General features: G+C 70.9%; 21 protein-coding genes. 12 read left to right on the forward strand and 9 right to left on the reverse strand.

Annotation, left to right across the window (positions count from 1 at the left end; translation table 11 throughout):
• Positions 1-80: 80 nt before the first annotated feature.
• Both ACWGO0_RS13590 and ACWGO0_RS13595 read right to left on the reverse strand, forming a co-directional pair.
• The gene (locus ACWGO0_RS13590) at positions 81-2,999 is read right to left on the reverse strand and encodes an FG-GAP repeat domain-containing protein (RefSeq protein ID WP_453532817.1); all 2,919 of its coding nucleotides are present in this window, start codon (positions 2,997-2,999) and stop codon (positions 81-83) included.
• Positions 2,999-5,557 (reverse strand): S8 family serine peptidase, encoded by a 2,559-nt coding sequence (locus ACWGO0_RS13595; RefSeq protein ID WP_453532820.1) that lies wholly within the window; start codon positions 5,555-5,557, stop codon positions 2,999-3,001. The genes ACWGO0_RS13590 and ACWGO0_RS13595 overlap by 1 nt, the downstream gene beginning before the upstream one ends.
• A 294-nt stretch (positions 5,558-5,851) precedes the next feature.
• On the opposite strand from ACWGO0_RS13595, the gene ACWGO0_RS13600 reads away from it, so the two are divergent.
• Complete coding sequence (locus ACWGO0_RS13600; protein ID WP_453532822.1) at positions 5,852-7,246, forward strand: aldehyde dehydrogenase family protein; 1,395 nt, start codon at positions 5,852-5,854, stop codon at positions 7,244-7,246.
• A gap of 39 nt (positions 7,247-7,285) precedes the next feature.
• A complete protein-coding gene (locus ACWGO0_RS13605; RefSeq protein WP_453532825.1) occupies positions 7,286-8,365 on the forward strand; it encodes a Zn-dependent alcohol dehydrogenase in 1,080 nt (359 codons plus the stop codon).
• A gap of 18 nt (positions 8,366-8,383) precedes the next feature.
• Here ACWGO0_RS13605 and ppk2 read toward each other — a convergent pair whose 3' ends face one another.
• The 3 genes from ppk2 to ACWGO0_RS13620 form a co-directional block, all read right to left on the reverse strand.
• Entirely contained in the window at positions 8,384-9,301 is a 918-nt protein-coding gene (ppk2, locus tag ACWGO0_RS13610) for a polyphosphate kinase 2 (protein ID WP_453532828.1), read from the reverse strand.
• Positions 9,267-10,256, reverse strand: a complete 990-nt coding sequence (locus ACWGO0_RS13615) for a DMT family transporter (RefSeq protein ID WP_453532831.1) — start codon at positions 10,254-10,256, stop codon at positions 9,267-9,269. Before ACWGO0_RS13615 ends, ppk2 begins: the two co-directional genes overlap by 35 nt.
• A gap of 76 nt (positions 10,257-10,332) precedes the next feature.
• Positions 10,333-11,007: a TetR/AcrR family transcriptional regulator gene (locus ACWGO0_RS13620; RefSeq protein WP_453532834.1), complete on the reverse strand. Its 675-nt coding sequence runs from the start codon at positions 11,005-11,007 to the stop codon at positions 10,333-10,335.
• Positions 11,008-11,072: 65 nt separating this feature from the next.
• On the opposite strand from ACWGO0_RS13620, the gene ACWGO0_RS13625 reads away from it, so the two are divergent.
• From ACWGO0_RS13625 to ACWGO0_RS13635, 3 genes are all read left to right on the forward strand, one after another.
• A complete protein-coding gene (locus ACWGO0_RS13625) occupies positions 11,073-12,224 on the forward strand; it encodes an acyl-CoA dehydrogenase family protein (RefSeq protein ID WP_453532837.1) in 1,152 nt (383 codons plus the stop codon).
• Positions 12,225-12,324: 100 nt separating this feature from the next.
• Positions 12,325-12,615 carry a YiaA/YiaB family inner membrane protein gene (locus tag ACWGO0_RS13630; protein WP_453532840.1) on the forward strand — a complete coding sequence of 97 codons (291 nt, stop codon included), beginning with the start codon at positions 12,325-12,327 and terminating at the stop codon, positions 12,613-12,615.
• Between the two features lie 73 nt (positions 12,616-12,688).
• Complete coding sequence (locus ACWGO0_RS13635; RefSeq protein WP_453532843.1) at positions 12,689-13,309, forward strand: TetR family transcriptional regulator; 621 nt, start codon at positions 12,689-12,691, stop codon at positions 13,307-13,309.
• Here ACWGO0_RS13635 and ACWGO0_RS13640 read toward each other — a convergent pair.
• The gene (locus tag ACWGO0_RS13640; RefSeq protein WP_453532846.1) at positions 13,300-13,761 is read right to left on the reverse strand and encodes a MaoC family dehydratase; all 462 of its coding nucleotides are present in this window, start codon (positions 13,759-13,761) and stop codon (positions 13,300-13,302) included. The genes ACWGO0_RS13635 and ACWGO0_RS13640 overlap by 10 nt on opposite strands.
• Positions 13,762-13,880: 119 nt before the next feature.
• On the opposite strand from ACWGO0_RS13640, the gene soxR reads away from it, so the two are divergent.
• Entirely contained in the window at positions 13,881-14,387 is a 507-nt protein-coding gene (soxR, locus tag ACWGO0_RS13645; RefSeq protein WP_453532849.1) for a redox-sensitive transcriptional activator SoxR, read from the forward strand.
• 40 nt (positions 14,388-14,427) lie between these two features.
• On the opposite strand, the gene ACWGO0_RS13650 is transcribed toward soxR, so the two are convergent.
• Both ACWGO0_RS13650 and ACWGO0_RS13655 read right to left on the reverse strand, forming a co-directional pair.
• Positions 14,428-15,039, reverse strand: coding sequence for a hypothetical protein (locus ACWGO0_RS13650; protein WP_453532852.1), 612 nt, complete (start codon positions 15,037-15,039; stop codon positions 14,428-14,430).
• A 159-nt stretch (positions 15,040-15,198) separates the two neighbouring features.
• Positions 15,199-16,464: an exo-beta-N-acetylmuramidase NamZ family protein gene (locus ACWGO0_RS13655; protein WP_453532855.1), complete on the reverse strand. Its 1,266-nt coding sequence runs from the start codon at positions 16,462-16,464 to the stop codon at positions 15,199-15,201.
• Between the two features lie 174 nt (positions 16,465-16,638).
• On the opposite strand from ACWGO0_RS13655, the gene ACWGO0_RS13660 reads away from it, so the two are divergent.
• The 5 genes from ACWGO0_RS13660 (at position 16,639) to ACWGO0_RS13680 (ending at position 21,631) form a co-directional block, all read left to right on the forward strand.
• Complete coding sequence (locus tag ACWGO0_RS13660; protein ID WP_453532858.1) at positions 16,639-17,403, forward strand: SDR family oxidoreductase; 765 nt, start codon at positions 16,639-16,641, stop codon at positions 17,401-17,403.
• Positions 17,400-19,067 (forward strand): class I adenylate-forming enzyme family protein, encoded by a 1,668-nt coding sequence (locus ACWGO0_RS13665; RefSeq protein ID WP_453532861.1) that lies wholly within the window; start codon positions 17,400-17,402, stop codon positions 19,065-19,067. Before ACWGO0_RS13660 ends, ACWGO0_RS13665 begins: the two co-directional genes overlap by 4 nt.
• 38 nt (positions 19,068-19,105) lie before the next feature.
• A complete protein-coding gene (locus ACWGO0_RS13670) occupies positions 19,106-19,699 on the forward strand; it encodes a TetR/AcrR family transcriptional regulator (protein WP_453532864.1) in 594 nt (197 codons plus the stop codon).
• A gap of 44 nt (positions 19,700-19,743) precedes the next feature.
• Positions 19,744-19,887 carry a hypothetical protein gene (locus ACWGO0_RS13675; RefSeq protein ID WP_453532867.1) on the forward strand — a complete coding sequence of 48 codons (144 nt, stop codon included), beginning with the start codon at positions 19,744-19,746 and terminating at the stop codon, positions 19,885-19,887.
• Between the two features lie 172 nt (positions 19,888-20,059).
• Positions 20,060-21,631 carry a class I tRNA ligase family protein gene (locus ACWGO0_RS13680; RefSeq protein WP_453532870.1) on the forward strand — a complete coding sequence of 524 codons (1,572 nt, stop codon included), beginning with the start codon at positions 20,060-20,062 and terminating at the stop codon, positions 21,629-21,631.
• 23 nt (positions 21,632-21,654) lie between these two features.
• On the opposite strand, the gene ACWGO0_RS13685 is transcribed toward ACWGO0_RS13680, so the two are convergent.
• Positions 21,655-22,710, reverse strand: coding sequence for a LuxR C-terminal-related transcriptional regulator (locus ACWGO0_RS13685; RefSeq protein WP_453532873.1), 1,056 nt, complete (start codon positions 22,708-22,710; stop codon positions 21,655-21,657).
• Positions 22,711-23,011: 301 nt separating this feature from the next.
• Here ACWGO0_RS13685 and ACWGO0_RS13690 point away from each other — a divergent pair, with 301 nt between their 5' ends.
• A complete protein-coding gene (locus tag ACWGO0_RS13690; protein ID WP_453532876.1) occupies positions 23,012-24,346 on the forward strand; it encodes a M28 family metallopeptidase in 1,335 nt (444 codons plus the stop codon).
• Positions 24,347-24,387: the final 41 nt, after the last annotated feature.

Below are 24,387 nucleotides of genomic sequence, written 5' to 3' on the forward strand. Positions count from 1 at the left end.
ACTGTAACCCGCTCGTCCGGGCCTGCCGAAGGCCCCCGGACAGGAAGGAGTCCGGGGGCCTTCGGCAGGAGCGAGCTCCGTCAGGAGAGCGTGTTCACCGTCACCTGGGAGATGGCGGTGAACTGCTGGAGGTACCTGCCTCCGAGCAGCTCGGTCATGCGGTCGAAACCGGTCTCGTCGAACCCGAGGTTCACGAGCTCGTCGACGCCGTCACCGTCCAGGTCGCCGGAGAAGTACTCCCTGGCGCCCATGTAGGTGTTGGAGCCCACACTGGCCGGGTAGTTGCGGCCTGCCGTCAGTACGGCCGGGTCCCAGAGGTACGCACCGGCCTGGACACCCGCGACGAGCAGACGGCGTCCGCCGGGCCCGGTGAGGAAGCCGCCGGTCTCCGCCGTCGGCAGGGTGAACATGGTGTGGTCCTGGCCGTCGGCCGCGAAGGTGCGCATGCTTGCCGTGCCTGCGAGCACGAGCCCCTCGGGGCCGGTGAAGTAGTTCCCGACGCTCCAGGGGCCACCGGCTATGCCCTGGTGGAGGACCTCACCCGTGCGGCTGTCGCGGATCTCGACCACGGCGCGCAGACTGCTCGCGTCCGGCTCGCCCGACGCGGTCGTGGAGGTTGCCGCCAGCCATGTGTAGACGACGGCGTGCCCGTCGGCGTACGGGATCTCCGGCGAGGTGAAGACGGCCCGCTTCAGGACGGCCCCGTACAGCTTGCCGTCCACGCTCGCGGCGGGAGCCTTCGGGCTCGCCGTCCAGCGCACGGTGCCGGTCTCGGCGTCGAGCGCGACACCGTCCGTCGGCGGCGAATCCACGTCCAGCGCACCGACAGCGGTGTACTGCGCGTACACGCGCCCCTCGCCGACCGCCGCGTCCGAGAACACCACGTTGCCGGCGCTCTCGGGCGCCGCGTACGACCACAGCGCCGAGCCGTCACCGCGGTAGGCCCGCAGTTTGTCCGTCGGCACCACGATGTCGGCGCGCTTGTCGCCGTCGAGATCGGCGACCATGACCGAGCGTACGAACTGCCCGTTGCCCTCGATGCGGGCGATGACCTTGCCGGTGCGCCCGTCGAGGACCGCGACGGCCGTGTCCGCGGCCACCACGAAGTCCTCGTGGCCGTCGCCGTTGACGTCGCCCTTCTCGATCCGGTGCACCTGCCCGGGCACCGTGGCCTTCCACAGCAGCTCGGGCTTGCCCGCGGTCAGCGAAGGGCCCGAGTACGCCCACACGCCGTTGGACTTGCCGCCGACGACGAGGTCCTGCTTCTTGTCGCCGTCGATGTCGCTCGACTGCGCGGACGACAGGTCGCCCCGGAGCGGCACGAGCTTCTGCTGCCTGCCGTTGCCGAACGCGTAGGTGCGGACGTTCTGGTCCTGGTCGACGGTGCGCACGTGCTGTCCGGCAGCGTCCCTGTAGACCTCGTTGAACAGCGGCGACGCGCCGATGCCCTTCGACTGCCAGCGCACGGTGCCGTTGCCCGAGTACACGGTGAGGGAGCCGTAGCGCCCGGCTCCGGCGTTCTCGGCGGTGTTCATGCCGATGTCGTCCTGAGCGGATGTGACCAGACTCCCGTCGGCGACCTCCATGCTCCAGACGCTCGGTCCGTCGTGGGTGTTGTCCGCGTCGCGCTTCACGGTCGAGGACCACCGCACGCTGCTGGGGTCCGTGCCGTCGACGACCCTGACGGTGTTGGCGTTGATGTACAGCGTCGGGCTCAGCGTGGACTCGCTGACCACGTACTCGGGCTTCCGGTCGCCCCCGAGCTCACCGATCGTCATGTCGGTGGGGACGGCGTTGATCCGGGTGTCGAGCGTGGTGCGCTTCCCCTCGGCCAGGGAGTACGAGGCCAGCTCGTACTTCACGCCGTCGGTGGGGTCGGACTGCTCCAGGGCGACGAGCCGCCCTCGCGCGGAGTCCAGGTGCAGCTGGCGCGAGTAGAGAGAGGTGTCCGCCTCCCACTTCACGGAGCCGTCCTCGGTGTCGAACACGAGGGTGCGGGCCCGGCCCACGGCGGTCGCGGATGTCTTGCGCACGTTGTACGAGGCCGCGACGAGCCCGCCGCCGAGGTCCTCCAGGGAGCCCCAGGCCGTACCGGCGCGCAGACCGGTGTCGTACGACCAGGTGTCGGAGGGCGTCAGCTTCCCGTCGGCGTACGAGAAGCGGGTGCCCGTCAGAGTGGCGGTGGACGCCGCCGGGGAGTTGAGGTTGTAAACCGGCGCGTCCGCGACGACCAGCGTCTTGCCGACGAGCTTCACGTTGTAGGCGTAGGCGTACAGCTTCGACCACAGCGTCTTGCCGGTCCTGCCGTCGAGCACCGTGACGAACGTGCCGTTGGCCAGCGTCGAGCCGGGAGAGGTGAAGGGGCGGTACGGGGCCACGCCCACGCTCGCCGAGAACACCACGTCGTCCACGCCGTCGCCGGTCAGGTCGCCGGTCACGTATCCCTGGTCGGACGCCGGGGTGAACGGGCTCACCGCGTTGTAGCCCATCACGATGCGCGCCGGGTACGGCTCCGTCTGCCAGGGCCGGGTGTTCTTGACTCCCCAGTCCGCGTACAGCGAGGCGTTGTCGCGCCGCCACAGGGCGGTGCCGTCGGCCTTGCTGCGCTGGACACTGCCCAGGCTGTGCAGGGTGTAGTAGTCGCCGTCGCGGCCGACGGGCGCCGTGGCGGCCAGGCCGCGCACGCCTTCCAGCTTGGACTTGGGGGAGATGGTGACAGCGGCGTCGGTTCCGGCGTCGAGGTGGGAGCCCGAGCCCTCCTCCGCGGCGTCGGTGGTCGAGTCGGCGGTCGCGCCCTGCGGGTCGATCGTCTCGCGGTCGGCGTCCGCGTAGGCGTTCAGCTGGGCGTGGGCCTCCAGCTGCTCGGCCTGGCTGTCCGTGAGGGTGAGCAGGCCGTTGCCGTCGTCGGCGGCCAGCGCGTGCGGGGCGGCGCTCAGCGCCAGACCGGCCGCGACCAGCGCGGAGGCGAGCCGCAGTGCCCGCCGGGAGTTGGTTCTCATCACTTGGTCCCCTGCGCGATGCGGATGGCGGACCGGTCCTTGAGGACCGGCTCGTTGAAGGAGTACTGGAGGGCGTCGGTGCCGGCCTGGTTCTCGATGCCGACGGTCGCGCTCGCGCCGTTCTCCGGCGAGGTGGCGGCGAGGCCCTGGTACTGGAGGGTGACGGAGCCGGTGGCCTCGTCGAAGACGGCCTCGAAGGAGACGCGGGCCGAGGTGTTGCCGGCGAACGAGGCGTTGTTCCAGACGATCGCGAAGGTGCGGTTGCCCGTGCTGCCCGTGGTCGCCGTCTGCACGCTGGACTTCCTGTCCAGGACCAGGTCGTCCCAGAAGACCGCGATCGTGCCGTCCGGCTTGCCGGCCGACGGGAGCGCCACGTTGTCGTAGTCGCCGAGCCGCGGCGCGAGGAAGTTGATCAGACCGTTGGTGGTGATGCTCGCGCTGGAGTACGGGACTCCGTACAGCTTCACCGGGAACGGCAGCGCGATCGTCTTCACGTCCTCGTCACCGCTGAGCGCGACCTTGGTGCTGCCGCCGACCCAGGAGTACGTCGCCGGGGCGCAGCTGTTGCCCGCGGCGTCCGTGCGGTTCGGCAGCTTCGCGGTGACCGTCTCGTCGCCGTCGATCGCGACGGTGGTGCCGAAGACGCCGTTGCACAGGACGGGAGCGGTGGGCGTCGCGGTCAGCGAGAAGGAACCCTCGGCGACCGACGGGAAGCGGAAGACGCCGTTCGTGTCGCTCGTGACGGTGTCGAGAGGCGCGTCGGTGAAGCGCACCGTGGCGCCGGCCAGCGGCTTGCCGGTGACATCGAGAACGGTGCCGGAGACCGCGTGCACGGGGACGGCGTCGAGCGCGAGGTCCTTGGTGACGTGTTCGCCGGTGGAGACGGTGAAGTCCTGCACGGTGCCTGCCGCGTAGCCGTAACCGCTCACGGTCAGGGTGTACGTGTCCGCGTTCAGGTTCAGCTTGTACGTGCCGTCCGCGGCCGTCGTCACCGAGCGCTTCGCGGTGCCCGCGTGGGCCTGGACCGTCACGCCGGAGAGCGGCTTGCCGTCGGCCCTGTCCGTGACGGTGCCGGTCACCGTGGCCGCGCTGCGCGGGGCCGAGTCCACCGAGGCCAGGATGTCGAGCTTGCCCTCACCCCACACGTTGTTCATGTCGGCCGAGCCACCGCAGTGGGTGTCGTCGACGTCGATCGCGCCGTCGTTGAGGATCGCCCGGGTCTCGTCGATCTTGCCGATGAGGGAAGGGGCGGCGGACCACAGAAGAGCCGCGGCGCCCGCGACGTGCGGGGTCGCCATCGACGTACCGTTGATGGCCTTGTACGTGCTGCCCGGCCACGTCGAGCGGATGTTGACGCCCGGTGCCGAGATGTTCGGCTTGGCGGAACCGTCGACCAGCGAGGGGCCGAAGCCGGAGAAGCCGGCGATCTTCCCGTTCACGTCGTAGGCGCCGACTCCGTACGCAGGAGCCTGCGAGCCCGGGGCGTGCGCGGTCGAGCAGCTCGTGCCGTTGCCGTCGTTGCCCGCGGCGAACGCCTCGAAGATCCCGGCCGCGTTCCACGCCTCGACGATGTCCTGGTAGAAGGTCGTGTCACCGCCGCCCCAGGAGTTGTTGACGATGTCGGGCGCCAGCTCGGGCTTCGGGTTCAGACCGTTGTGGTCGGTCGGCGCCAGGATCCACTGACCGGAGGCGAGCAGCGCGGAGTCCGAACAGCTGCTGGACTCGCAGCCCTTGGCTGCGATCCACTTGGCACCGGGGGCGACCCCGACGCCGTCGGCGCCGACCATGGTGCCCATGGTGTGCGTACCGTGGCCGTTGTTGTCACAGGGATTGCCGCTGGTGCCGCACTGACCCGTGGGGTCGTACCAGTTGTAGTCGTGGCTGAAGGTGCCGTCGCCCAGGTTGCCCCGGTAGTTCGCCTTCAGCGCCGGGTGGTCGTACTGCACACCCGAGTCGACATTGGCGATGACGATGCCTTCACCGCGGTCGTCGTACTGCGACCAGACCTGATCGGCCTTGATGTCCTTGATGCCCCACTCGGGGTCGGCGGCGGTGTCGAGAGCGGGACCGGCGACGGCCGTCTGCTCCAGCTCGTCGAGCACGTAGGTGCGTTCCTGGCGGATGCTCTCCACGTCACCGCGTGCGGCGAGCTCGGCGACCAGCTGCTCGTCGCCCGTCACCTTGATGGCGTTGGCGATCCAGAACGGCTCGTAGCCGACCTTGGCCTTGTCCAGGTAGGACCGGATCGAGGTCTGACTGCGGGCCGCCTCCTTGCGCAGGGAGGAGAAGGCCGACTTCGCCTTGTCCTCGTGGGTGCGCTTCTCACGCGCGGCGGAGAGATCGGCCTGCTTCTTCAGCGTGACGAAGAAGGTCGACTCCTTGCCGTTCCCGACGGTGTCGAGAACGGCGGAGTCGACCTTGGCGGTGGCGGATCCGGTGACGGAGTCCGTGGCCGGCTGGGCGACGGCGGGGGCAGTGCCGGTGAGGACGGCTGCCGCCGTGATCGCGACCGCCGCCCACGCGGCGGTTCTGCGCCGGGGGGATCGGGGCAGATGCATGGGAGTGCTCCTCCAGGGGGTGGTACGGGGGAGCCCGGTCCGTGCCCGGGACCACGGGGGATGACCCGGGCACGGAGGGCTGATCCGGGACGCTAGGAGGTGGCCGTTACTGGGGAATTACTGGACGCCGGACCAACGGCGGACGAATGGCCCCCGGCGCGGTGGGGCCAGGAGTGACAGGGGTCTCCGGCAGGTCCCTGGCGCCCAAAAACTAACGGCGCTAGTTTGGGGTCGGACGACGGCCGTACGACGGACGACTTCGGCGGTACGCAGGGCGAACCCGGGAGGAAACCCATGAAGGCGCACGACGGGATGTACATCGGCGGCCAGTGGCGGCCGGCCGAGGGTCCGGACACGATCGCGGTCGTGAATCCGGCGGACGAGCAGATCATCGGCCATGTTCCGGCGGGCACGGCGGCGGACGTCGACGCGGCGGTACGCGCCGCTCGCGACGCGTTCCCCGCCTGGGCCGCCACCCCGCCCGCCGAGCGCGCCGCACGGATCGCCGCCCTGCGCGACGTCCTGGCCGCCCGGAACGACGAGATCGCAGCCACGGTCACCGCGGAGCTCGGCGCACCGCTCGCCCTCTCGCAGGCGGTCCACGCGGGGGTGCCTGTCCTGGTCGCCGGTTCGTACGCCGAACTGGCCGCCACGTACTCCTTCGAGGAGAAGCTGGGCAACTCCACCGTGCTGCTGGAGCCGGTGGGCGTGGTCGGCGCGATCACCCCCTGGAACTACCCGCTCCACCAGATCGTCGCCAAGGTCGCCCCCGCGCTCGCCGCGGGCTGCACGGTCGTCCTCAAGCCCGCCGAGGACACCCCGCTCACCGCCCAGCTCTTCGCCGAGGCCACCGAGGAGGCCGGGCTGCCCGCCGGTGTCTTCAACCTGGTCACCGGCCTCGGACCGGTCGCCGGACAGGCGCTCGCCGAGCACGAGGGCGTCGACCTGGTCTCGTTCACCGGGTCCACGGCCGTCGGCCGGCGGATCGGCGCGACGGCGGGCGCCGCGGTCAAGCGCGTCGCGCTGGAGCTCGGCGGCAAGTCGGCCAACGTGATCCTGCCCGGCGCCGATCTCGCCAAGGCGGTCAACGTGGGCGTCGCCAACGTGATGACCAACTCCGGCCAGACGTGCAGCGCGTGGACCCGGATGCTCGTCGACAGCGAGCGGTACGAGGAGGCGGTCGCCCTCGCTGCGGCGGCCGTCGCCAAGTACGTACCCGGCGAGCGGGTCGGCCCCCTCGTCAACGCCAAGCAGCAGGCCCGGGTACGGGGCTACATCGAGAAGGGCGTCGAGGAGGGCGCCAGGCTCGTCGCCGGCGGCCCCGAAGCGCCGCACGCGACGGGCTACTACGTCAGCCCCACCGTGTTCGCCGATGTCACTCCCGGCATGGCCATCGCCCAGGAGGAGATCTTCGGCCCGGTCCTGACGATCCTGAGGTACGAGGACGTCGACGACGCCCTCCGTATCGCCAACGACACCGTGTACGGGCTGGCCGGAGCGGTCTGGGCCGCCGACGACGCCGAGGCCGTCGCCTTCGCCCGCCGGATGGACACCGGGCAGGTCGACATCAACGGCGGCAGGTTCAACCCGCTGGCCCCGTTCGGCGGGTACAAGCAGTCCGGCGTCGGCCGCGAGCTGGGCCCGCACGGACTGGCCGAGTACCTCCAGACCAAGTCACTACAGTTCTGACCTGTCCTCCTTCCCTCCCGATCACCGAGGAGACCGTTCGTGGTCCGCGCCGCCGTACTGCCCGCCGTCGGAGCTCCGCTGGAGATCACCGACATCGAACTCCCGGAGCCCGGCCCCGGCCAGGTGCGCGTGCGCCTCGCCGCCGCCGGTGTCTGCCACTCCGACCTGTCCCTCTCCAACGGCACGATGCGGCTCCCGGTCCCCGCGGTCCTCGGCCACGAGGGCGCCGGAACGGTCGTCGCCGTCGGTGAGGGCGTCACGCATGTCGCCCCCGGCGACGGTGTCGTCCTCAACTGGGCACCGTCCTGCGGGAGCTGCCACCACTGTGGGATCGGCGAGGTCTGGCTCTGCGCCGACGCGCTGAAGGGTGCCGCCAACATCCATGCCCGCACCGCGGACGGCACCGAGCTCCACCCGGGCCTGAACGTAGCGGCGTTCGCCCAGGAGACGGTCGTCGCGGCGAAGTGCGTCCTGCCCGCTCCGGCCGGGATCCCGCTCACCGACGCGGCCCTGCTGGGCTGCGCGGTCCTCACCGGGTACGGCGCGATCCACCACTCCGCCCGGGTCCGCGCGGGCGAGAGCGTCGTCGTGTTCGGGATCGGCGGGGTCGGCCTCGCCGTGCTCCAGTCCGCCCGGATCGCGGGCGCGTCGAAGATCATCGCCGTCGACGTCTCGCCGGAGAAGGAGGATCTGGCCCGGCAGGCCGGAGCCACCGACTACGTCATCGCCTCCGACCGGACCCCGAAGGACATCCGCGCTCTCACCGGCGGGGTGGGCGCGGACGTCGCGGTGGAGTGCGTCGGCCGCCCCGCGACCATCCGCGCCGCCTGGGACTCCACGCGCCGCGGCGGCCGGACCACGGTCGTCGGCATCGGCGGCAAGGACCAGGAAGTCACCTTCAACGCCCTGGAGATCTTCCACTGGGGCCGGTCCCTGACGGGCTGCGTGTACGGCAACAGCGACCCGGAGCGCGACCTCCCCGTCCTCGCCGAGCACATCCGCGCGGGCCGGTTCGACCTCTCCATGATGGTCACCGAACGGATCGCCCTGGACGGCATCCCGGCGGCCTTCGACAACATGATCGCGGGCAAGGGCGGCCGGGCCCTGGTGGTGTTCTAGACCAGCACGGCCGAGGGCCTACGACCCCTGCTGCACCGCGGCCAGGCCGGGCGTGAGCAGCCGGGCGTCCATCTCGCCCTGCTCGAAGAGCCGGGAGGCCGGACCCACGATCAGCGGGTCCGGCACCCCGACCACGGACTCGTCCCTGCCCGGGTAGTCGAAACGGGCCAGGACGTGCCGCATCGCTTCGAGCCGGGCGCGCTTCTTGTCGTTGCTCTTCACCACGGTCCACGGGGAGTCCGCCGTGTCCGTGTGGAAGAGCATCAGCTCCTTCGCCTCGGTGTACGCGTCCCACTTGTCCAGCGAGGCGAGGTCGACCGGGCTCAGCTTCCACCGCCGTACCGGATCGCTCTGGCGGACCATGAACCGCTTGCGCTGCTCGTTGCGGGAGACCGAGAACCAGAACTTCACCAGGTGGATGCCGTCGCGTGCGAGCATGCGCTCGAAGCCCGGTGCCTGGTGCATGAACTCCAGGTACTCGCGGGTGGTGCAGAACCCCAGCACCCGCTCCACACCGGCCCGGTTGTACCAGGAGCGGTCGAACAGCACGATCTCCCCGGCGCTCGGCAGATGGGCCACATAACGCTGGAAGTACCACTGGGTCCGCTCGCGCTCCGTGGGCTTCTCCAGCGCCACCACGCGCGCACCACGCGGGTTGAGGTGCTCGGTGAACCGCTTGATCGTGCCGCCCTTGCCCGCCGCGTCACGCCCCTCGAAGAGGATGACGAGCCGTTCGTCGCGTTCCTTCACCCAGTGCTGGAGCTTGAGCAGCTCGATCTGCAGAGCGCGTTTGGCCAGCTCGTAGTCGCGCCGGGGGAGCTTGCGGTCGTACGGGTAGTTCTCGCGCCAGGCTTCCCCGGGCTGCACCCCGGGCGTCACCGGTACGACCGCTTTCGCCGCGCTACGGCCGCTCGGCCCGCTCTTGCTCCGCGTCATGACGAGGTCCCTCCACCGGCCGGGCCGGATTCGACGGCTTGACGCCAGTCTGGGGACGCCGCCGGGAGACCGCCACCCCGGCCAGGCAGAGCAGGCCGCCGCCGACGGTGAGCAGTGCGGGCACCTCGTCCAGGAACAGCCACGACATGAGAACCACCAGCGCGGGCACCGCGTAGGTCGTCGCGCCCATCCGGCCCGCGGTGGTGCGGGCCAGCGCGTAGGCCCAGGTGGTGAAGGCCAGGGCGGTGGGGAAGACGCCCAGATACACCATGTTCAGGGTCGCCGAGAGGGGAGCGTCGGCGGCCTCGGAGACCAGGACCCCGGTGAACGGCAGACACGCGACCGTGCCGATCAGACAGCCGAACGTGGTGATCTGGAGGGCGGAGCCGTGCCGCAGCGCGGGCTTCTGTGCGACCACACCGCCCGCGTACGCCACGGCGGCCAGCAGGCACAGCAGCACCCCGAGCACCGACGAACCACCGTGCCCCGACATGGAGAGCCCGACGACCGCGGCCCCCGCGAACGACACGCCCATGCCCGCCAGCAGCCGGCGCGGCAGTCCCTCGCCGAGCAGCCGTGCACCGAGCAGCGCGATCAGGATCGGCCCGATATTGACCACCATCGCGGCCGTCCCGGCGTCGACCTCCTGCTCGCCCCAGTTGAGCACCACCATGTAGAGACCGAACCAGAGCAGCCCCGACCCGATGATCCCGGGCCAGGCGGCCCGGGAGGGCAGTCCCTCGCGGCGTACGAGACAGATCGCGCCGAGCACCAGCGTGCCCGCGAGCAGCCGTCCCAGCGCCAGCGCGCCGGGGGAGTACGCCTCGCCCGCGCTGCGGATGGAGACGAAGGCGGAGGCCCAGAGCAGCACGGTGGTGCAGGCCGCGGCGGGGGCACGCCAGTCGCGTGCCGGCGTGGTCCCCGCGGCAGGCGGCGCGGTCGGTGTCGTTGTCATGAGCTCGACGGTAAGGCCAGGAAGCTCAGGCACCTACCGAATAGTCGCCGCACTGTGCGGAGCGGACCGGGATGCGTCAGTCACGCTTCGGTGACTGCCGAACCGTTCCGCCCCGCACCATCTGCTCGTACTGGAGGGCGAGGCCGTCGAGCAGCGCCCGCAGCCCGGTCTCGAAGGCGCCCTCGTCGACCTGCTGGCGGCGGTCGGCCAGCAGGTGGGCCTGGCCAAGGTGCGGATAGTCGGTGGGGTCGTACGCCGTCTCGTCGTCGACGAAGCCGCGGGCGAACGAACCGAGCGCCGAGCCGGTCACGAAATACCGCGTCAGGGCGCCGATGTACGTCGCCTGGGCGGGCGGCCAGCCCGCGCGGACCATGCCGCCGAAGGCCGCGTCGGCGACCCGGAGACCGGCCGGGCGGCGGCCGGGGCCCTGGGCGAGGACCGGAACGATGTGCGGATGCGCCGCGAGGGCCGCGCGGTAGGAGACCGCCCAGTCGTGCAGTGCGGCGGACCAGTCCCGGGGGTCGGACTCGTCGAACATCGACAGATCGACCTGCGCCGAGACGCTGTCGGCCACCGCGTCGAGGATCTCGTCCTTGTTGCGGAAGTGGTTGTAGAGCGAGGGCCCGCTCACCCCGAGTTCGGCGGCGAGGCGACGGGTCGAGACGGCGCCGAGCCCCTCGGAGTCCACGAGAGCGCTCGCCGCTTCGACGATGCGTTCTCTGCTGAGGAGGGGCTTGCGCGGTCGGGCCATGCGGCACATAGTAGGGCCTGCCAGCAAGAAACTAGCAGTGCTAATTTAAAGTGGAGTGGTGCGGGATGAACCTGGAGCTGAGCGAGGAGCAGGAAGCGGTCAGGCAGCTTGCCGTGGACTTCGTGGCGCGCGAGATCACCCCGCACGTCATCGAGTGGGACCGGGCCGAGAGTGTCGACAGGTCGATCGTGAAGAAGCTGGGCGCCCTCGGCTTCCTCGGGCTGACCGTCCCGGAGGAGTACGGCGGCTCCGGCGGCGACCATCTGGCGTACTGCCTGGTCACCGAGGAGCTCGGACGCGGCGACTCCTCGGTGCGCGGCATCGTCTCCGTATCGCTCGGCCTGGTCGCCAAGACGATCGCCTCCTGGGGCGACGAGGAGCAGAAGCGGCAGTGGCTGCCGAAGCTGACCTCGGGCGAGGCGATCGGCTGCTTCGGCCTGACCGAGCCGGGCACGGGCTCCGACGCCGGGAACCTGGCGACGAAGGCAGTGCGCGAGGGCGATGACTTCGTCATCAACGGAACCAAGATGTTCATCACCAACGGCACCTGGGCCGATGTGGTGCTGCTCTTCGCCCGCACCAACGACACCCCCGGCCACAAGGGCGTCTCCGCCTTCCTGGTGCCCACCGACACCCCCGGCCTGACCCGCCGCACCATCCACGGCAAGCTCGGCCTGCGCGGCCAGGCCACCGCCGAGGTGATCCTTGAGGACGTCCGCGTTCCCGCGTCCGCGCTCATGGGCCCCGAGGGCAAGGGTTTCTCCATCGCCATGTCGGCGCTGGCCAAGGGCCGGATGTCGGTCGCGGCCGGCTGTGTGGGTATCGCCCAGGCCGCCCTGGACGCGGCCGTGCGCTACGCGGGCGAGCGTGAGCAGTTCGGCAGGCCCATCGCGGGCTACCAGCTGGTCCAGGAGCTGATCAGCGACATCTCCGTGGATGTCGACGCGGCCCGCATGCTGACCTGGCGGGTCGCCGACCTCGTCGACCGCGGCCAGGACTTCGCCACCGCCGCGTCCACCGCCAAGCTGTTCGCATCCGAGGCGGCCGTCAGGGCCGCCAACAACGCCCTCCAGGTCTTCGGCGGCTACGGCTACATCGACGAGTACCCGGTCGGCAAGCTGGTCCGGGACGCCCGCGTCATGACGCTCTACGAGGGCACCAGTCAGATCCAGAAGCTGATCATCGGCCGCGCTCTGACGGGGGTCTCCGCCTTCTGAGCGCCGCGTACTCCGGCGCGCCACTCGAACGGCCGTCTGAGTACGGGGCTGAGTATCCGGACCGATGTGGTCCGCGTCACCGCCCCTGAAACTGGGGCACATGAGTGAGACAACTTCGGTCAAGCAGCAGAGCACCGCGGCCTTCTACGGCCAGGCCGTCGCCTCCTTCGGGGTGGCGATGGGCGCGGTGGCCCTGGGCATCATCTACCTCGACGCGGACGCCTGGGTGCGCGGCTTCCTCGCCATCGGCGTCCTCTACCTCGTCACGTCGTGCTTCACCCTGGCCAAGGTCATCAGGGACCGCCAGGAGGCGGGGCAGATCGTCAGCCGTGTCGACCAGGCCAGGCTGGAGAAGATCCTCGCCGAGCACGACCCCTTCCAGAAGCTCTGACCCACCAGACCCTAAGCGCTTGCTCAGGATCGGGGTATGGTGTGCGTCCTGCCGATCGAAGGGGCGAGTGACGATGAGCACGGCGGAGGACACCGGCGACGACATGCCGTGGGACGAGGTCACGCCCGAGGCGGCGCGGCGGCTTCTCGTCGCCGCCGTCGAGGCCTTTGCCGAGCGCGGTTACCACGCGACGACCACCCGTGACATCGCGGGCCGGGCGGGAATGAGCCCGGCAGCCCTCTACATCCACTACAAGACGAAGGAAGAGCTGCTCCACCGGATCAGCAGGATCGGTCACGACCGGGCCCTCGCTGTCCTGGAGGCAGCGGCCGGCAGGGACGGCTCATCGGCCGAGCGGCTCGCCGACGCGGTACGGTCCTTCGTCCGCTGGCACGCCGAGCGGCACACCACGGCGCGCGTCGTGCAGTACGAGCTCGACGCGCTCGCCGACGAGCACCGCACCGAGATCATCGAGCTGCGCAGGCAGAGCGACGCCGTGGTGCGCAGGATCATCAGCGAAGGCGTGGCCGCGGGGGAGTTCGACGTCCCCGACGTCCCGGGCACCACGCTCGCCGTACTGTCCCTCTGCATCGACGTGGCGCGCTGGTTCAACGCCCAGGGCAGCCGGACACCCGACGAGGTCGGCGCACTCTACGCCGACCTCGTCCTGCGGATGGTCGCGGCTCAGAAGTAGTAGCGCGACACCGACTCGGCGACGCAGGCGGGCTTGTCGCTGCCCTCGCGCTCGACGGTGACCACCGCGGTGACCTGTACGCCGCCGCCCGCCTCCTCGACGCTCTTGAGCACGGCGGTGGCGCGCAGGCGCGAGCCCACCGGCACGGTCGAGGGGAAACGGACCTTGTTGCTGCCGTAGTTGATGCCCATCTTCATACCCTCGACCCGCATGACCTGCGGTACGAGCGCGGGCAGGAGCGAGAGCGTCAGATAGCCGTGCGCGATCGTCGTACCGAAGGGCCCGGCGGCGGCCCGCTCGGGGTCCACGTGGATCCACTGGTGGTCGCCCGTGGCCTCGGCGAACTGGTCGATCCGCTTCTGCTCGATCTCCAGCCACTCGCTGTGACCCAGCTGCTCACCCACTCCGTCGCGCAGCTCCTGTGCGGACGTGAAGATCTTCGGCTCTGCCATGTTCCTGGTCCCTGCCTTCCGGCTCTCCGCCCTTGACGGGCCGCCTGATGTCTAAGCGCTTGCTCAGCATCCTTGGGTGAGTGCTCTCCTGTCAACGGAGGACCAGTAGGGTTCGAGGGGTGCCACAGATCCCGCAGACACTCCACGAACTCACGGTGGGCCAGCTCTCCGCGCGAAGCGGCGCCGCCGTCTCGGCCCTGCACTTCTACGAGTCCAAGGGCCTGATCAGCAGCCGGCGCACCAGCGGCAACCAGCGCCGCTACGACAGGGACGCGCTGCGCCGCGTCGCCTTCGTGCGCGCCGCCCAGCGGGTCGGTATTCCACTGGCCACCATCCGGGACGCGCTCGCCGAGCTGCCCGAGGAGCGCACCCCCAACCGTGACGACTGGGCGCGGCTCTCCGAGGCGTGGCGCACCGAACTGGACGAGCGCATCACGCAATTGGCCCGCCTGCGCGACCATCTCACCGACTGCATCGGCTGCGGCTGCCTGTCGCTGGACACCTGCGTGCTCTCCAACCCGAACGACATCTCCGGCGAGCGGATGACCGGCTCGCGCCTGATGTCCGAGGCCCGGAAGCCCCAGCGCGCGAAGGGCGCGAAGGACGCGGGGGAGGAGTGCGCGTAGAGGGTCGCGCCGCCCGCGGGCGGCGCCGCCCCCGTGCGGCTCAGGCCGCCGACGCCAGATCCCGCAGCCGTATCCGCCGGGCCTTCGCCAGTGCCCCCGGCGTCAGTACGTGCTGCGGGACCACGATCCCGCAGCCTGTGCACACCGGGCCCGACCACGGTTCCTGCTCCAGCTCCTGCAGCCAGGCGATTCCCTTCTCCGTACAGACGGGACAGGCCGTCCCCGGCGCCGATCCCAGGGCCGAGATCAGCCGCCCCAGCACCTCGGCGAGCGGCTCGGAAGGATGTACGCCCGGGTCCTCGCAGCGCGCGATCCCGTTGCCGCCCCAGGTGCGGCGGTGCCAGTCGTCGAAGGAGGCCGGGTGGCGCAGCCCGTCGCGCTTCTCCCGCCGCCGTCGCTCGGCGAATCCCGACTCGTAGGCGAGCCAGACGGCCCGCCCCTCTTCCAGTTCCTTCAGCGCGCCCACCAGGCGTGCCGGGTCGGGGGCCCTGTCCTCGGGCTCGATCCCGTGCCGGGCGCACAGATGGTCCCAGGTCGCCCGGTGACCGTAAGGGGCGAATCGTTCGAGGCACTTACGGAGCGAATATCTCCGCAATGCCAGATCGCCCCGCGGATCGCGGACCTGTCTCGCAAGACTCCGGAAACCGGCCATGAACTGCCACCTCCGTCGCTCGTACTTCGGCGTCACGTAATGGGACGTACGGCTGCCCCGATCGGATCCATTCAAAAGTGACGCGTCCAGAACGTGAGACGACGCACACGGAGCGGTGCGCGCGGACCCGGCAGACGGGCCCGCGCGCACCGGCCCGGCTCAGCGGTACTGGAGGTACTGCTTCCGGGTCGCCCGGAACTTCGCCAGGTCCGCCTGCCAGGCGCCCACGACCTCATCCGTACCGGCGCCCGCGTCGATCATCGTGCGGACCCGGGTGTTGCCGGTCAGCTTGTCGATCCAGTTGTCCGCGCGCCACGCGAAACCGCTCCAGGACTGCTTCGCCGTCACGAGCAGTGCGATGCCCGTACGGACCGGGTCGTAGACCGCCCGGTCCTGGACGTGCACCTGCACGCCGCCGACCGTCTTCCCCGCGAACTTGGAGAAGGTCGGAGCGAAGTACGCCTCACGGAACGCCACCCCGGGCAGCTCCAGCGCGTTGGCCGCCGCCGCCCACTTGCGGTCGACGCCCTCGGCGCCCAGCAGCTCGAACGGCCGGGTCGTGCCCCGCCCCTCGGAGAGGTTCGTGCCCTCGAAGAGACACGTCCCCGAGTAGACGAGCGCCGTCTCGGGCGTCGGCATGTTGGGGCTCGGCGGCACCCACGGCAGCCCGGTCTCGTCGAAGAAGTCCGAGCGCCGCCACCCCGACATCGTGACGATGTCCAGCTCCACCGGCCTCTCCGCCAGGAACTCCGCGTTGAAGAGCAGGGCCAGCTCGGTGACCGTCATGCCGTGCGCCTGGGAGATCTCCCTGCGGCCCACGAACGTCGCGAACGCCGGTTCCAGGACCGGTCCGAGCGCGGCCCGGCCGGTCACCGGGTTCGGCCGGTCCAGCACGACGAAGCGCTTGCCCGCGAGCGCCGCCGACTGCATGCAGTCGTACAGCGTCCAGATGTACGTGTAGAAGCGGGCGCCCGCGTCCTGGATGTCGAAGACGACCGTGTCCACACCCGACGCCGTGAAAATGTCGGCGAGTGCCTGACCGCTCTTCAGATACGTGTCGTAGACCGGCAGCCCGGTCGCCGGGTCGTCGTAACGGCCCTCGGAGCCGCCCGCCTGCGCGGTGCCGCGGAAACCGTGCTCGGGGCCGAAGACCGCCGTCAGGTTCACCCGCTCGTCGGGGTGCATCACATCGACGATGTGGCGTACGTCGGAGGTGATCCCGGTCGGATTGGTGACGATGCCGACCTTCTGCCCCTTCAGCAGCCGGTAGCCGTCAGCGGCCAGCCGGTCGAAACCGGTACGGACACTGCCGCGCCCGGAGCCGTGTCCCGTGAGGGCAGCCGCGCTCCCGGTCCCGGCCGCTGTGACCGCGAGGGCTCCCACCGCACCGCCGGCGTGAAGCAATCCACGTCTGGACAGGCTCATTCGTCAACCTCCATGATCGCGCCGACTGTCATGGTCACGCACGCTAGCGCGAGGGCGGGCCGCACGGAACGACCCGGACCCGCGTAGATTCTCCGTCCTGCCGCGTACCCCTTCCCCGATCACATACCGACTGGTTAGTCTGCCGGTGCAGTCGGCTGAGAGAGGCGGGATCCGATGAGTACGGTGCAGGGCGCTGGCGTAGTGGTCACAGGAGCCGGAGGGGGCATCGGGGCCGCCCTGGCCCGCAGGTTCGCCGCGGAGGGTGCGCGGGTCGTCGTCAACGACCTCGACACCGTCCGCATCAAGGCGCTCGCCGAGGAGATCGGCGGCACCGCGATCGCGGGCGACGCCTCGCAGATCGTCGACGCAGCCCGCGACGCGCTCGACGGCAGGGTGGACGTCTATTGTGCCAACGCGGGTCTGGCCTCGCCCGGTGACGTCTTCGCGGACGAGGAGGTCTGGGCGGCGGCCTGGGACGTCAACGTCATGGCCCACGTACGCGCGGCGAAGGCGCTGCTCCCGGACTGGCTGGAGCGCGGCAGCGGCCGGTTCGTGGCCACGGCGTCGGCCGCCGGACTGCTGACGATGATCGGCGCGGCGCCGTACAGCGTCACCAAGCACGGCGCGGTCGCGTTCGCCGAGTGGCTCTCGCTGACCTACCGGCACCGCGGTGTGAAGGTCCACGCGATCTGCCCCCAGGGCGTCCGTACGGACATGCTCACGGCGGCGGGCTCCGCGGGCGAGCTCGTGCTCGCCCCCAGCGCGATCGAGCCGGAGGCCGTCGCGGACGCGCTCTTCGACGCCATGGCCGAGGACCGCTTCCTCGTCCTGCCGCACCCCGAGGTCGCCGGGTACTACCGGGCCCGCACCAAGGACCCCGACCACTGGCTCGGCAATATGAACCACCTCCAGCAGAAGTGGGAGGAGACCGGCGCATGACCGAGTCCATCTACGCGGCCAAGCCCTGGCTCGCCCTGCTCAGCGAGGCCCAGCTCGCCCCCATAGCGCCGGCCGAGACGCTGGTGCACGCGTTCCGCGCATCCGTGGCCCGCGCCCCGGAGCACACGGCCCTCGCCTACTTCGACGGGCGCCTCGGCTACCGCGAGACGGACGAACTCTCGGACTCCATGGCCGGGCACCTCGCGGCCAAGGGCCTCAAGCGCGGCGACCGGGTCGCGATCATGCTCCAGAACAGCCCGCAGTTCGTCGTCGCGCTGCTCGGCGCCTGGAAGGCCGGCGCCACCGTCGTCCCCCTCAACCCGATGTACAAGTCCGGCGAGGTCGGCCACGTACTGAAGGACGCGGAGGTGACTGCGCTGGTCTGTTCGGACCGGGCCTGGGGCTCCTACCTGCGGGCGACAGCGGAGGCGGCCCCGAGCGTACGGATCGCCGTCACCGCCTGCGAGCTGGACCTCCAGTCGAAGAACGACCCCCGCGTCCTGGGCTTCGAGCGCCTCCCCGCGCCGGGCACCGACGACTGGGCCGACGACCTCGTGACCGTCGCCCGCCAGGGCCTCGACGCCCCGGCCGGCCGAGAGCTCAGTTCCGCCGACGTGGCGCTGATCAGCTACACCTCGGGGACCAGCGGCACCCCCAAGGGAGCCATGAACTCCCACGGCAACATCATGGTCAACGCCGAGCGGCAGCGCACCGGCCACCCCATCGCCGAGGGCTCCGCCTACTTCGCGCTCGCCCCGCTCTTCCACATCACCGGCATGGTGTGCCAGCTCGCCGCGTGCCTCACCAACGCGGGCACCCTCGTCCTCGCCTACCGCTTCGAGCCGAGCGTCGTCCTCGAAGCCTTCGCCGAGCACCGCCCCGCCTACACCGTCGGCCCGTCGACCGCCTTCATGGCACTCGCCGCCCACCCCGACGTCACACCGGACCACTTCGCCTCCTTCCAGGTGATCTCCTCGGGCGGCGCACCGCTGCCGCCCGCACTGGTCGAGAAGTTCCGCGCGGGCTTCGGCCCGTACATCCGCAACGGCTACGGACTCACCGAGTGCACGGCCCCCTGCGCCTCCGTACCGCCGGAGCGCGAAGCCCCCGTCGACCCGGTCTCCGGCACGCTCTCGGTGGGCGTCCCCGGCCCGGACACGGTCGTCCGGATCGTCGACGAGAACGGCCAGGAGGTGCCCTTCGGGGAGCAGGGCGAGATCGTCGTACGCGGGCCCCAGGTCGTCCGGGGCTACTGGAACCTCCCCGAGGCCACGGCCGCCGCCTTCCCGGACGGCGAGCTGCGCACCGGGGACATCGGCTTCATGGACGCGGCGGGCTGGCTGTACGTCGTCGACCGCAAGAAGGACATGATCAACGCCTCCGGCTTCAAGGTGTGGCCGCGCGAGGTCGAGGACGTGCTCTACACCCATCCGGCGGTCCGCGAGGCGGCCGTCGTGGGCGTCCCCGATCCGTACCGCGGCGAGACCGTCCGGGCCTACGTCAGCCTGCGGCCCGGTGCCGCGGTCGAGCCCGGCGAACTGGGCGCGTACTGCAAGGAGCGCCTCGCCGCGTACAAGTACCCGCGCGAGGTGGAGATCCTGACGGAGCTCCCCAAGACCGCAAGTGGGAAGATCCTCAGGCGGGAACTGCGTTCCCCCCGTTAGAACAGTTCACGCATCGTACGAAAGGCAAGGTGGCGGCAATGGCCAAGGCGACGGAGGGCAACGGAACTCCCGTCCCTCAGAGGCTGCTGGCCGCCGCCACCCGGCTCTTCGCCGAGCGCGGCTACGACCGCACCTCGGTCCAGGAGATCGTCGAGGCGGCGGGCGTCACCAAGGGCGCCCTCTACCACTACTTCGGCTCCAAGGAAGATCTCCTGCACGAGGTGTACGCCCGGGTGCTGCGGCTCCAGCAGGAGCGGCTCGACGCCTACGCGAACGCCGACGCGCCCATCGAGCGAAGACTGCGCGACGCGGCGGCCGACGTGGTCGTGACGACCATCGAGAACCTCGACGACGCCTCCATCTTCTTCCGCTCGATGCACCACCTGAGCCCCGAGAAGAACAAGCAGGTACGAGTGGAGCGGCGCCGCTACCACGAGCGCTTCCGGGCGCTGATCGAGGAGGGCCAGAAGACCGGGGTGTTCTCGACGGCCACCCCGGCGGACCTCGTGGTCGACTACCACTTCGGCTCGGTCCACCACCTGTCCACCTGGTACCGCCCGGACGGCCCGCTCGGCCGCCAGGAGGTCGCCGACCACCTGGCGGACCTGCTGCTGCGCGCACTGCGCCCCTAGGGCCACCGGGTGCCGGCCGTCGTGACATGGCCGAAGCTGGATATATGGCACACGTACCCGCCCTCTGGAACGCGGCGTACGGATCGCACCACGCGGCGGCCGTCCGCCTCTGCGCCCGGCTGCTGCTGCGCCTGCGGGCGTTTCTCAGGGAACTGGCCCTCGCGGACCACCAGCCCTTCGGCTACTGAAGCGGGCGCCGGCGGCCCGTGGCGTATCCACGTCACGGCGTGAGTCCGCAGCCTCCGCCACACGTCCGTACGCGATTCCCCTGCCACGCTGATGAGAACGGATGACCGCCAACACACGGCGGGTATCCGGGCGTTCGCGCGCCCCTCACACGACCCGGCAGAACGGACACCCATGCGAACCACAGCGTCCCTGTGGATCACCACGACACCGATCGCCACCCACGGCGAACTCCACCTCGGACATCTGGCGGGCCCCTACGTCGCCGCCGACACCCTCACCCGCTTCCTGCGCGCCGACGGCGAAAGCGTGCTGTTCACGACCGGTACCGCCGACCACGCCGCCTCGGTCGAGCTGCGGGCGCTGCGCACCGGAAGGCCACCGGCGGCGGTGGCCGAGGGGAACCGCGCCGCGATGGAGGCCGATCTGCGCCGGGCCGGGGTCGAGTTCGACCACATCGCGCGGCCCCGGCGCTCGGCCGGATACCGCCGCTGGGTCCAGGACGTCGTCTGCAGGCTGCACGCCGAGGGCATCGTCGTGCCGCGCGTACGTCCCCTGCCGTACTGCGAGCCCTGCGGGCGCTGGCTCCACGGCGCCCATGTCACCGGCGGGTGCCCGCACTGCGCGGCCCCCACATCCGCGGGCAGCTGCCGCACCTGCGGGCGCCCCAACGACGGCGGAGACCTGGCCGGACCGCGGTGCGTCCTGTGCGGGACGGCCGCACACCCCCGTCGGCTGCGCCGTCTGTATCTGCCGCTGGAGCCCTTCCGCGACGACCTCGTCTCCTACTGGGCGACCGCCGGAATGCCGCCCAGGATCGCCGCGCTGTGCGAGAGCCTGGCCGAGGACGGGCTGCCCGACGTGGCGGTGTCCCAGCCCGGCCGCTGGGGTGTGCCAGTGCGGGTGGAGGGCTTCGACGACCACGTCGTCGACGCCGCCTTCGAGGCCGTCGCGCTTCAACTGTCCGGACCCGGCTCGGGCTCCGACGCGCTGCCCGGCAGCGCGGTCCGGTTCAGCGGCGCAGGGCACGCGTTCCACGACGCCGTACTCCTGCCCGCGCTCCTGCTGGAACAGGGAGTGAAACCCGCACACGTGCACGTCGTCGGCGAGACGTACCGCCTGCCCGACGAGGACGGCACGGGCCTGTGGGCGCTGGACCTGCTCAACGAGTTCGGCTCCGACACGCTGCGCCGCCATGTCCTGGAGACCCGGGCCGCCGAGCGCCGCGCGGGGTTCCGCCGCGACCGCCTGACGCGCAGCCGCCAGGTCCTCGACGAGACCTGGAACACCTGGCTGACCGGCCTGTTCGGCGCCGTACGCGCCGAGAGCGGCGGCCGGGTCCCTGCCGCGGTGCCGGGCGGCGCCGGCTGGGACGTCCAGCTGCGCAGGCTGACCGGAGCCGTCGGTGACCTGAGACAGGCGTACGGCCCCGATGCCTTCGACCCGCGCCGGGCGGTGGCCGTGCTCGACGAGGTCGTCAGGTCGGTCGCGGGCTTCGGGGAGGAGGCGGCGTACGAGCGCTCGCGGCCGGGGCGCGGCGACGCGTACCTCGGTGTGCTCACGGCCCAGCTGAGCGTGGCGGCGGCGCTCACCGCTTGGGCGCGGCCGGTGATGCCGGAGGGCGCCGACCGGCTCGCCGCCGTGCTCGGAATCCCGCCGGGCGGCCCGGTGACCCTGGACGCGCTCGCCGCACCGCAGGCCGGAACCCCGCTGGCCTCGCTGACCGGGCCGGTATTCGGCTTTTGAAGAGGGCCGGACCGCGCGCCCGTTCAGTCCAGCAGGCCGAGCCGGGTCGCGCGGACCCCGGCCTCGAACCGGCTCGACGCGCCCAGTTCGTGCATCACCTCGGACAGCAGCCGGCTCACGGTCCGCAGCGAAACCCCGAGGCCGCGGGCGATCTTCTCGTCCTTCATGCCTGATGCGAGCATCCGCAGCGCCGCCCGCTGCTGGTCCGTCAGTCCGTCGGCGCCCGGCGCGGGGGACTGCTGCGCACCGTACGGGGCAGCCGTCTGCCAGCAGTAGTCGTACAGCGCCCGATAGGAACGCACCAGCGCCGGGCCGCGGGCGAGGACGGCGCCCGCGAGCGGGTCGTCGGGGTCGACGGGCAGCACCGCGTACCGCTCGTCCGCGACGATCATGTTCATCGGCACCACCGCCGACAGGCGTACCTCCACGCCCAGTTCGGCCTTCCTGCGCAGATGCTCGGCGACCCCGGGCGACGAGGCGAGCTGCTGGTTGTAGACCGAGCGGACCCGTATGCCGCGCTCCAGCTGGCGTTCGTCCCGGCTCAGCGAGCGCTCCGAGATCTCCCGGATCAGCGAGGTGGGGTGCATCGAGCACAGATCGTGCTGGACGACGTCGGTGATGTCCTCCAGCGCCTGCTGGATACGGCGGTAGTCGGTGATCACCTCGAACTCGACCTCGGCCTCGGATAGCGCCCCGGCCTTCAGGAAGCGGCCTGCGAGCGCTTCGAGCGTGCCGTACGCCTCGTCGGCCCGGCGCAGATGGTCGCTCAGCCTGGCCCGTTCCTTCTCCAGCAGCCTGAGCAGGGCGATCTCGGGGGCGATCACGGCGACGTCGTCGGTCTCCGCCTCCGGCCGGCCGCCGGCCTTGAGCGCGCTGCGGTCGTCGTGCTTGTTGTCCGTCTCGACGATGAGGCCCAGGGCCAGCAACTCGTCGCGGTACCGCGCGCGTTCCTCCGGAGTCAGGCCCGCGTCCGTGAGGACGGCGTCGACGCTGGAGGCGCCCCGCGCCCGCAGCTCCTGATACAGGGCGAGCGCGTGGTCGGCCGATTCGGACCGGGCTCTGTTGCGGACATTAACCACGGGCGGATTCCCCCTCGTTGATCCGTTCGCGCCCCGTCCATCCTACGGCTCCATGATCGTACGAGCCGGGCCACGGCCCGGGCCGACGGCCGGGGATGCCGCGTCGTCCGTATACCGAACGCGCATGTCCGGTTCCCGCTCTTGACGGTGCACGGTCATCTCATTGACCATCGGTCTCGCACGTCGCACCAGCAGCTCTTCGCACGTCGCACCAGCAGCTCCAGGACCCGGTCGGGCACGGCGCGGCCGGGTCACCCCCCGCACTTTCCGTCAGTCCCCGAACGGAATCCGGAGCACCGAAATGATCCCCAACCGCTTTGCGCTGCGCAGATCCCGGGCAGCCGCCGCACTCGCCTTCGTCGCCCTCCTCGCGACCGCCGCCCCCGCGGCGCAGGCCGCCGACGGGAGCGGGGCCCCGGCCCCGCTGGCCGCCGCAGCCCCCGACATCCCGCTCGCCAACGTCAAGGCCCACCTGACCCAGTTGCAGTCGATCGCCACCGCCAACGGCGGCAACAGGGCGCACGGCAGGGCGGGTTACAAGGCGTCCATCGACTACGTGAAGGCCAAGCTCGACGCGGCCGGCTACACCACGGCACTCCAGCAGTTCACCTCGGGCGGCGCCACCGGCTACAACCTGATCGCCGACTGGCCCGGCGGAGATCCGAACCAGGTCCTGATGGCCGGCTCGCACCTCGATTCCGTGTCCTCGGGCGCAGGCATCAACGACAACGGGTCGGGCTCGGCCGCCGTACTCGAAACCGCGCTCGCCGTGTCCCGCGCCCAGCTCGCACCGGACAAGCACCTCCGGTTCGCCTGGTGGGGCGCCGAGGAGCTGGGGCTCATCGGGTCCAAGTACTACGTCAACAACCTGCCGACGGCCGAGCGTTCAAAGCTCACCGGCTATCTCAACTTCGACATGATCGGCTCGCCGAACCCCGGCTACTTCGTCTACGACGACGACCCGGTCATCGAGCAGACCTTCAAGAACTACTTCGCCGGCCTGTCGGTACCCACCGAGATAGAGACCGAGGGTGACGGCCGGTCCGACCACGCCCCGTTCAAGAGCGCGGGCGTGCCGGTCGGCGGTCTGTTCACCGGAGCGAGCAACACGAAGAGCGCCGCTCAGGCCCAGAAGTGGGGCGGCACCGCGGGGCAGTCCTTCGACCGCTGCTACCACTCCTCGTGCGACACCACGGCCAACATCAACGACACCGCCCTGGACCGCAACAGCGACGCCGTCGCCCACGCGGTCTGGACCCTCTCCGCCGGTACGGTGACCCCGCCGGCCGGTGACGTCTACTCGACCACCACCGATGTGAGCGTGCCCGACAACGGGGCAGCCGTGACCTCCTCGCTCGTGGTCTCCGGACGCACCGGCAACGCCCCCGCCGCCCTCCAGGTGGGCGTGGACATCAAGCACACCTGGCGCGGCGATCTGGTGGTCGACCTGGTCGCCCCCGACGGCACGGCGTACCGGTTGAAGAACTCCAGCAGCAGCGACTCGGCCGACAACGTGATCACGACCTACACGGTCAACGCCTCGGCCGAGGCGGCGAACGGCACCTGGAAGCTCCGGGCGCAGGACGTGGCCGCACAGGACACCGGCTACATCGACAGCTGGAAGCTCACTTTCTGAGCCTTCCAGCCTTCTGAGCCGTCCGGGGAGGCGCGCACCGC

The organism is Streptomyces sp. NPDC055749 (assembly GCF_053617235.1).

Bases quoted from the DNA above. Each gene is read 5' to 3' on its own strand.
- ACWGO0_RS13600 (WP_453532822.1), top strand. From the start codon at position 5,852: ATGAAGGCGCACGACGGGATGTACATCGGCGGCCAGTGGCGGCCGGCC.
- ACWGO0_RS13595 (WP_453532820.1), bottom strand. From the start codon at position 5,557: ATGCATCTGCCCCGATCCCCCCGGCGCAGAACCGCCGCGTGGGCGGCG.
- ACWGO0_RS13635 (WP_453532843.1), top strand. From the start codon at position 12,689: ATGAGCACGGCGGAGGACACCGGCGACGACATGCCGTGGGACGAGGTC.
- ACWGO0_RS13620 (WP_453532834.1), bottom strand. From the start codon at position 11,007: ATGGCCCGACCGCGCAAGCCCCTCCTCAGCAGAGAACGCATCGTCGAA.
- ACWGO0_RS13655 (WP_453532855.1), bottom strand. From the start codon at position 16,464: ATGAGCCTGTCCAGACGTGGATTGCTTCACGCCGGCGGTGCGGTGGGA.
- ACWGO0_RS13590 (WP_453532817.1), bottom strand. From the start codon at position 2,999: ATGAGAACCAACTCCCGGCGGGCACTGCGGCTCGCCTCCGCGCTGGTC.
- ACWGO0_RS13615 (WP_453532831.1), bottom strand. From the start codon at position 10,256: ATGACAACGACACCGACCGCGCCGCCTGCCGCGGGGACCACGCCGGCA.
- ACWGO0_RS13665 (WP_453532861.1), top strand. From the start codon at position 17,400: ATGACCGAGTCCATCTACGCGGCCAAGCCCTGGCTCGCCCTGCTCAGC.
- ppk2 (WP_453532828.1), bottom strand. From the start codon at position 9,301: ATGACGCGGAGCAAGAGCGGGCCGAGCGGCCGTAGCGCGGCGAAAGCG.
- ACWGO0_RS13630 (WP_453532840.1), top strand. From the start codon at position 12,325: ATGAGTGAGACAACTTCGGTCAAGCAGCAGAGCACCGCGGCCTTCTAC.
- ACWGO0_RS13660 (WP_453532858.1), top strand. From the start codon at position 16,639: ATGAGTACGGTGCAGGGCGCTGGCGTAGTGGTCACAGGAGCCGGAGGG.
- ACWGO0_RS13680 (WP_453532870.1), top strand. From the start codon at position 20,060: ATGCGAACCACAGCGTCCCTGTGGATCACCACGACACCGATCGCCACC.
- ACWGO0_RS13640 (WP_453532846.1), bottom strand. From the start codon at position 13,761: ATGGCAGAGCCGAAGATCTTCACGTCCGCACAGGAGCTGCGCGACGGA.
- ACWGO0_RS13675 (WP_453532867.1), top strand. From the start codon at position 19,744: ATGGCACACGTACCCGCCCTCTGGAACGCGGCGTACGGATCGCACCAC.
- ACWGO0_RS13690 (WP_453532876.1), top strand. From the start codon at position 23,012: ATGATCCCCAACCGCTTTGCGCTGCGCAGATCCCGGGCAGCCGCCGCA.
- ACWGO0_RS13625 (WP_453532837.1), top strand. From the start codon at position 11,073: ATGAACCTGGAGCTGAGCGAGGAGCAGGAAGCGGTCAGGCAGCTTGCC.
- ACWGO0_RS13650 (WP_453532852.1), bottom strand. From the start codon at position 15,039: ATGGCCGGTTTCCGGAGTCTTGCGAGACAGGTCCGCGATCCGCGGGGC.
- ACWGO0_RS13670 (WP_453532864.1), top strand. From the start codon at position 19,106: ATGGCCAAGGCGACGGAGGGCAACGGAACTCCCGTCCCTCAGAGGCTG.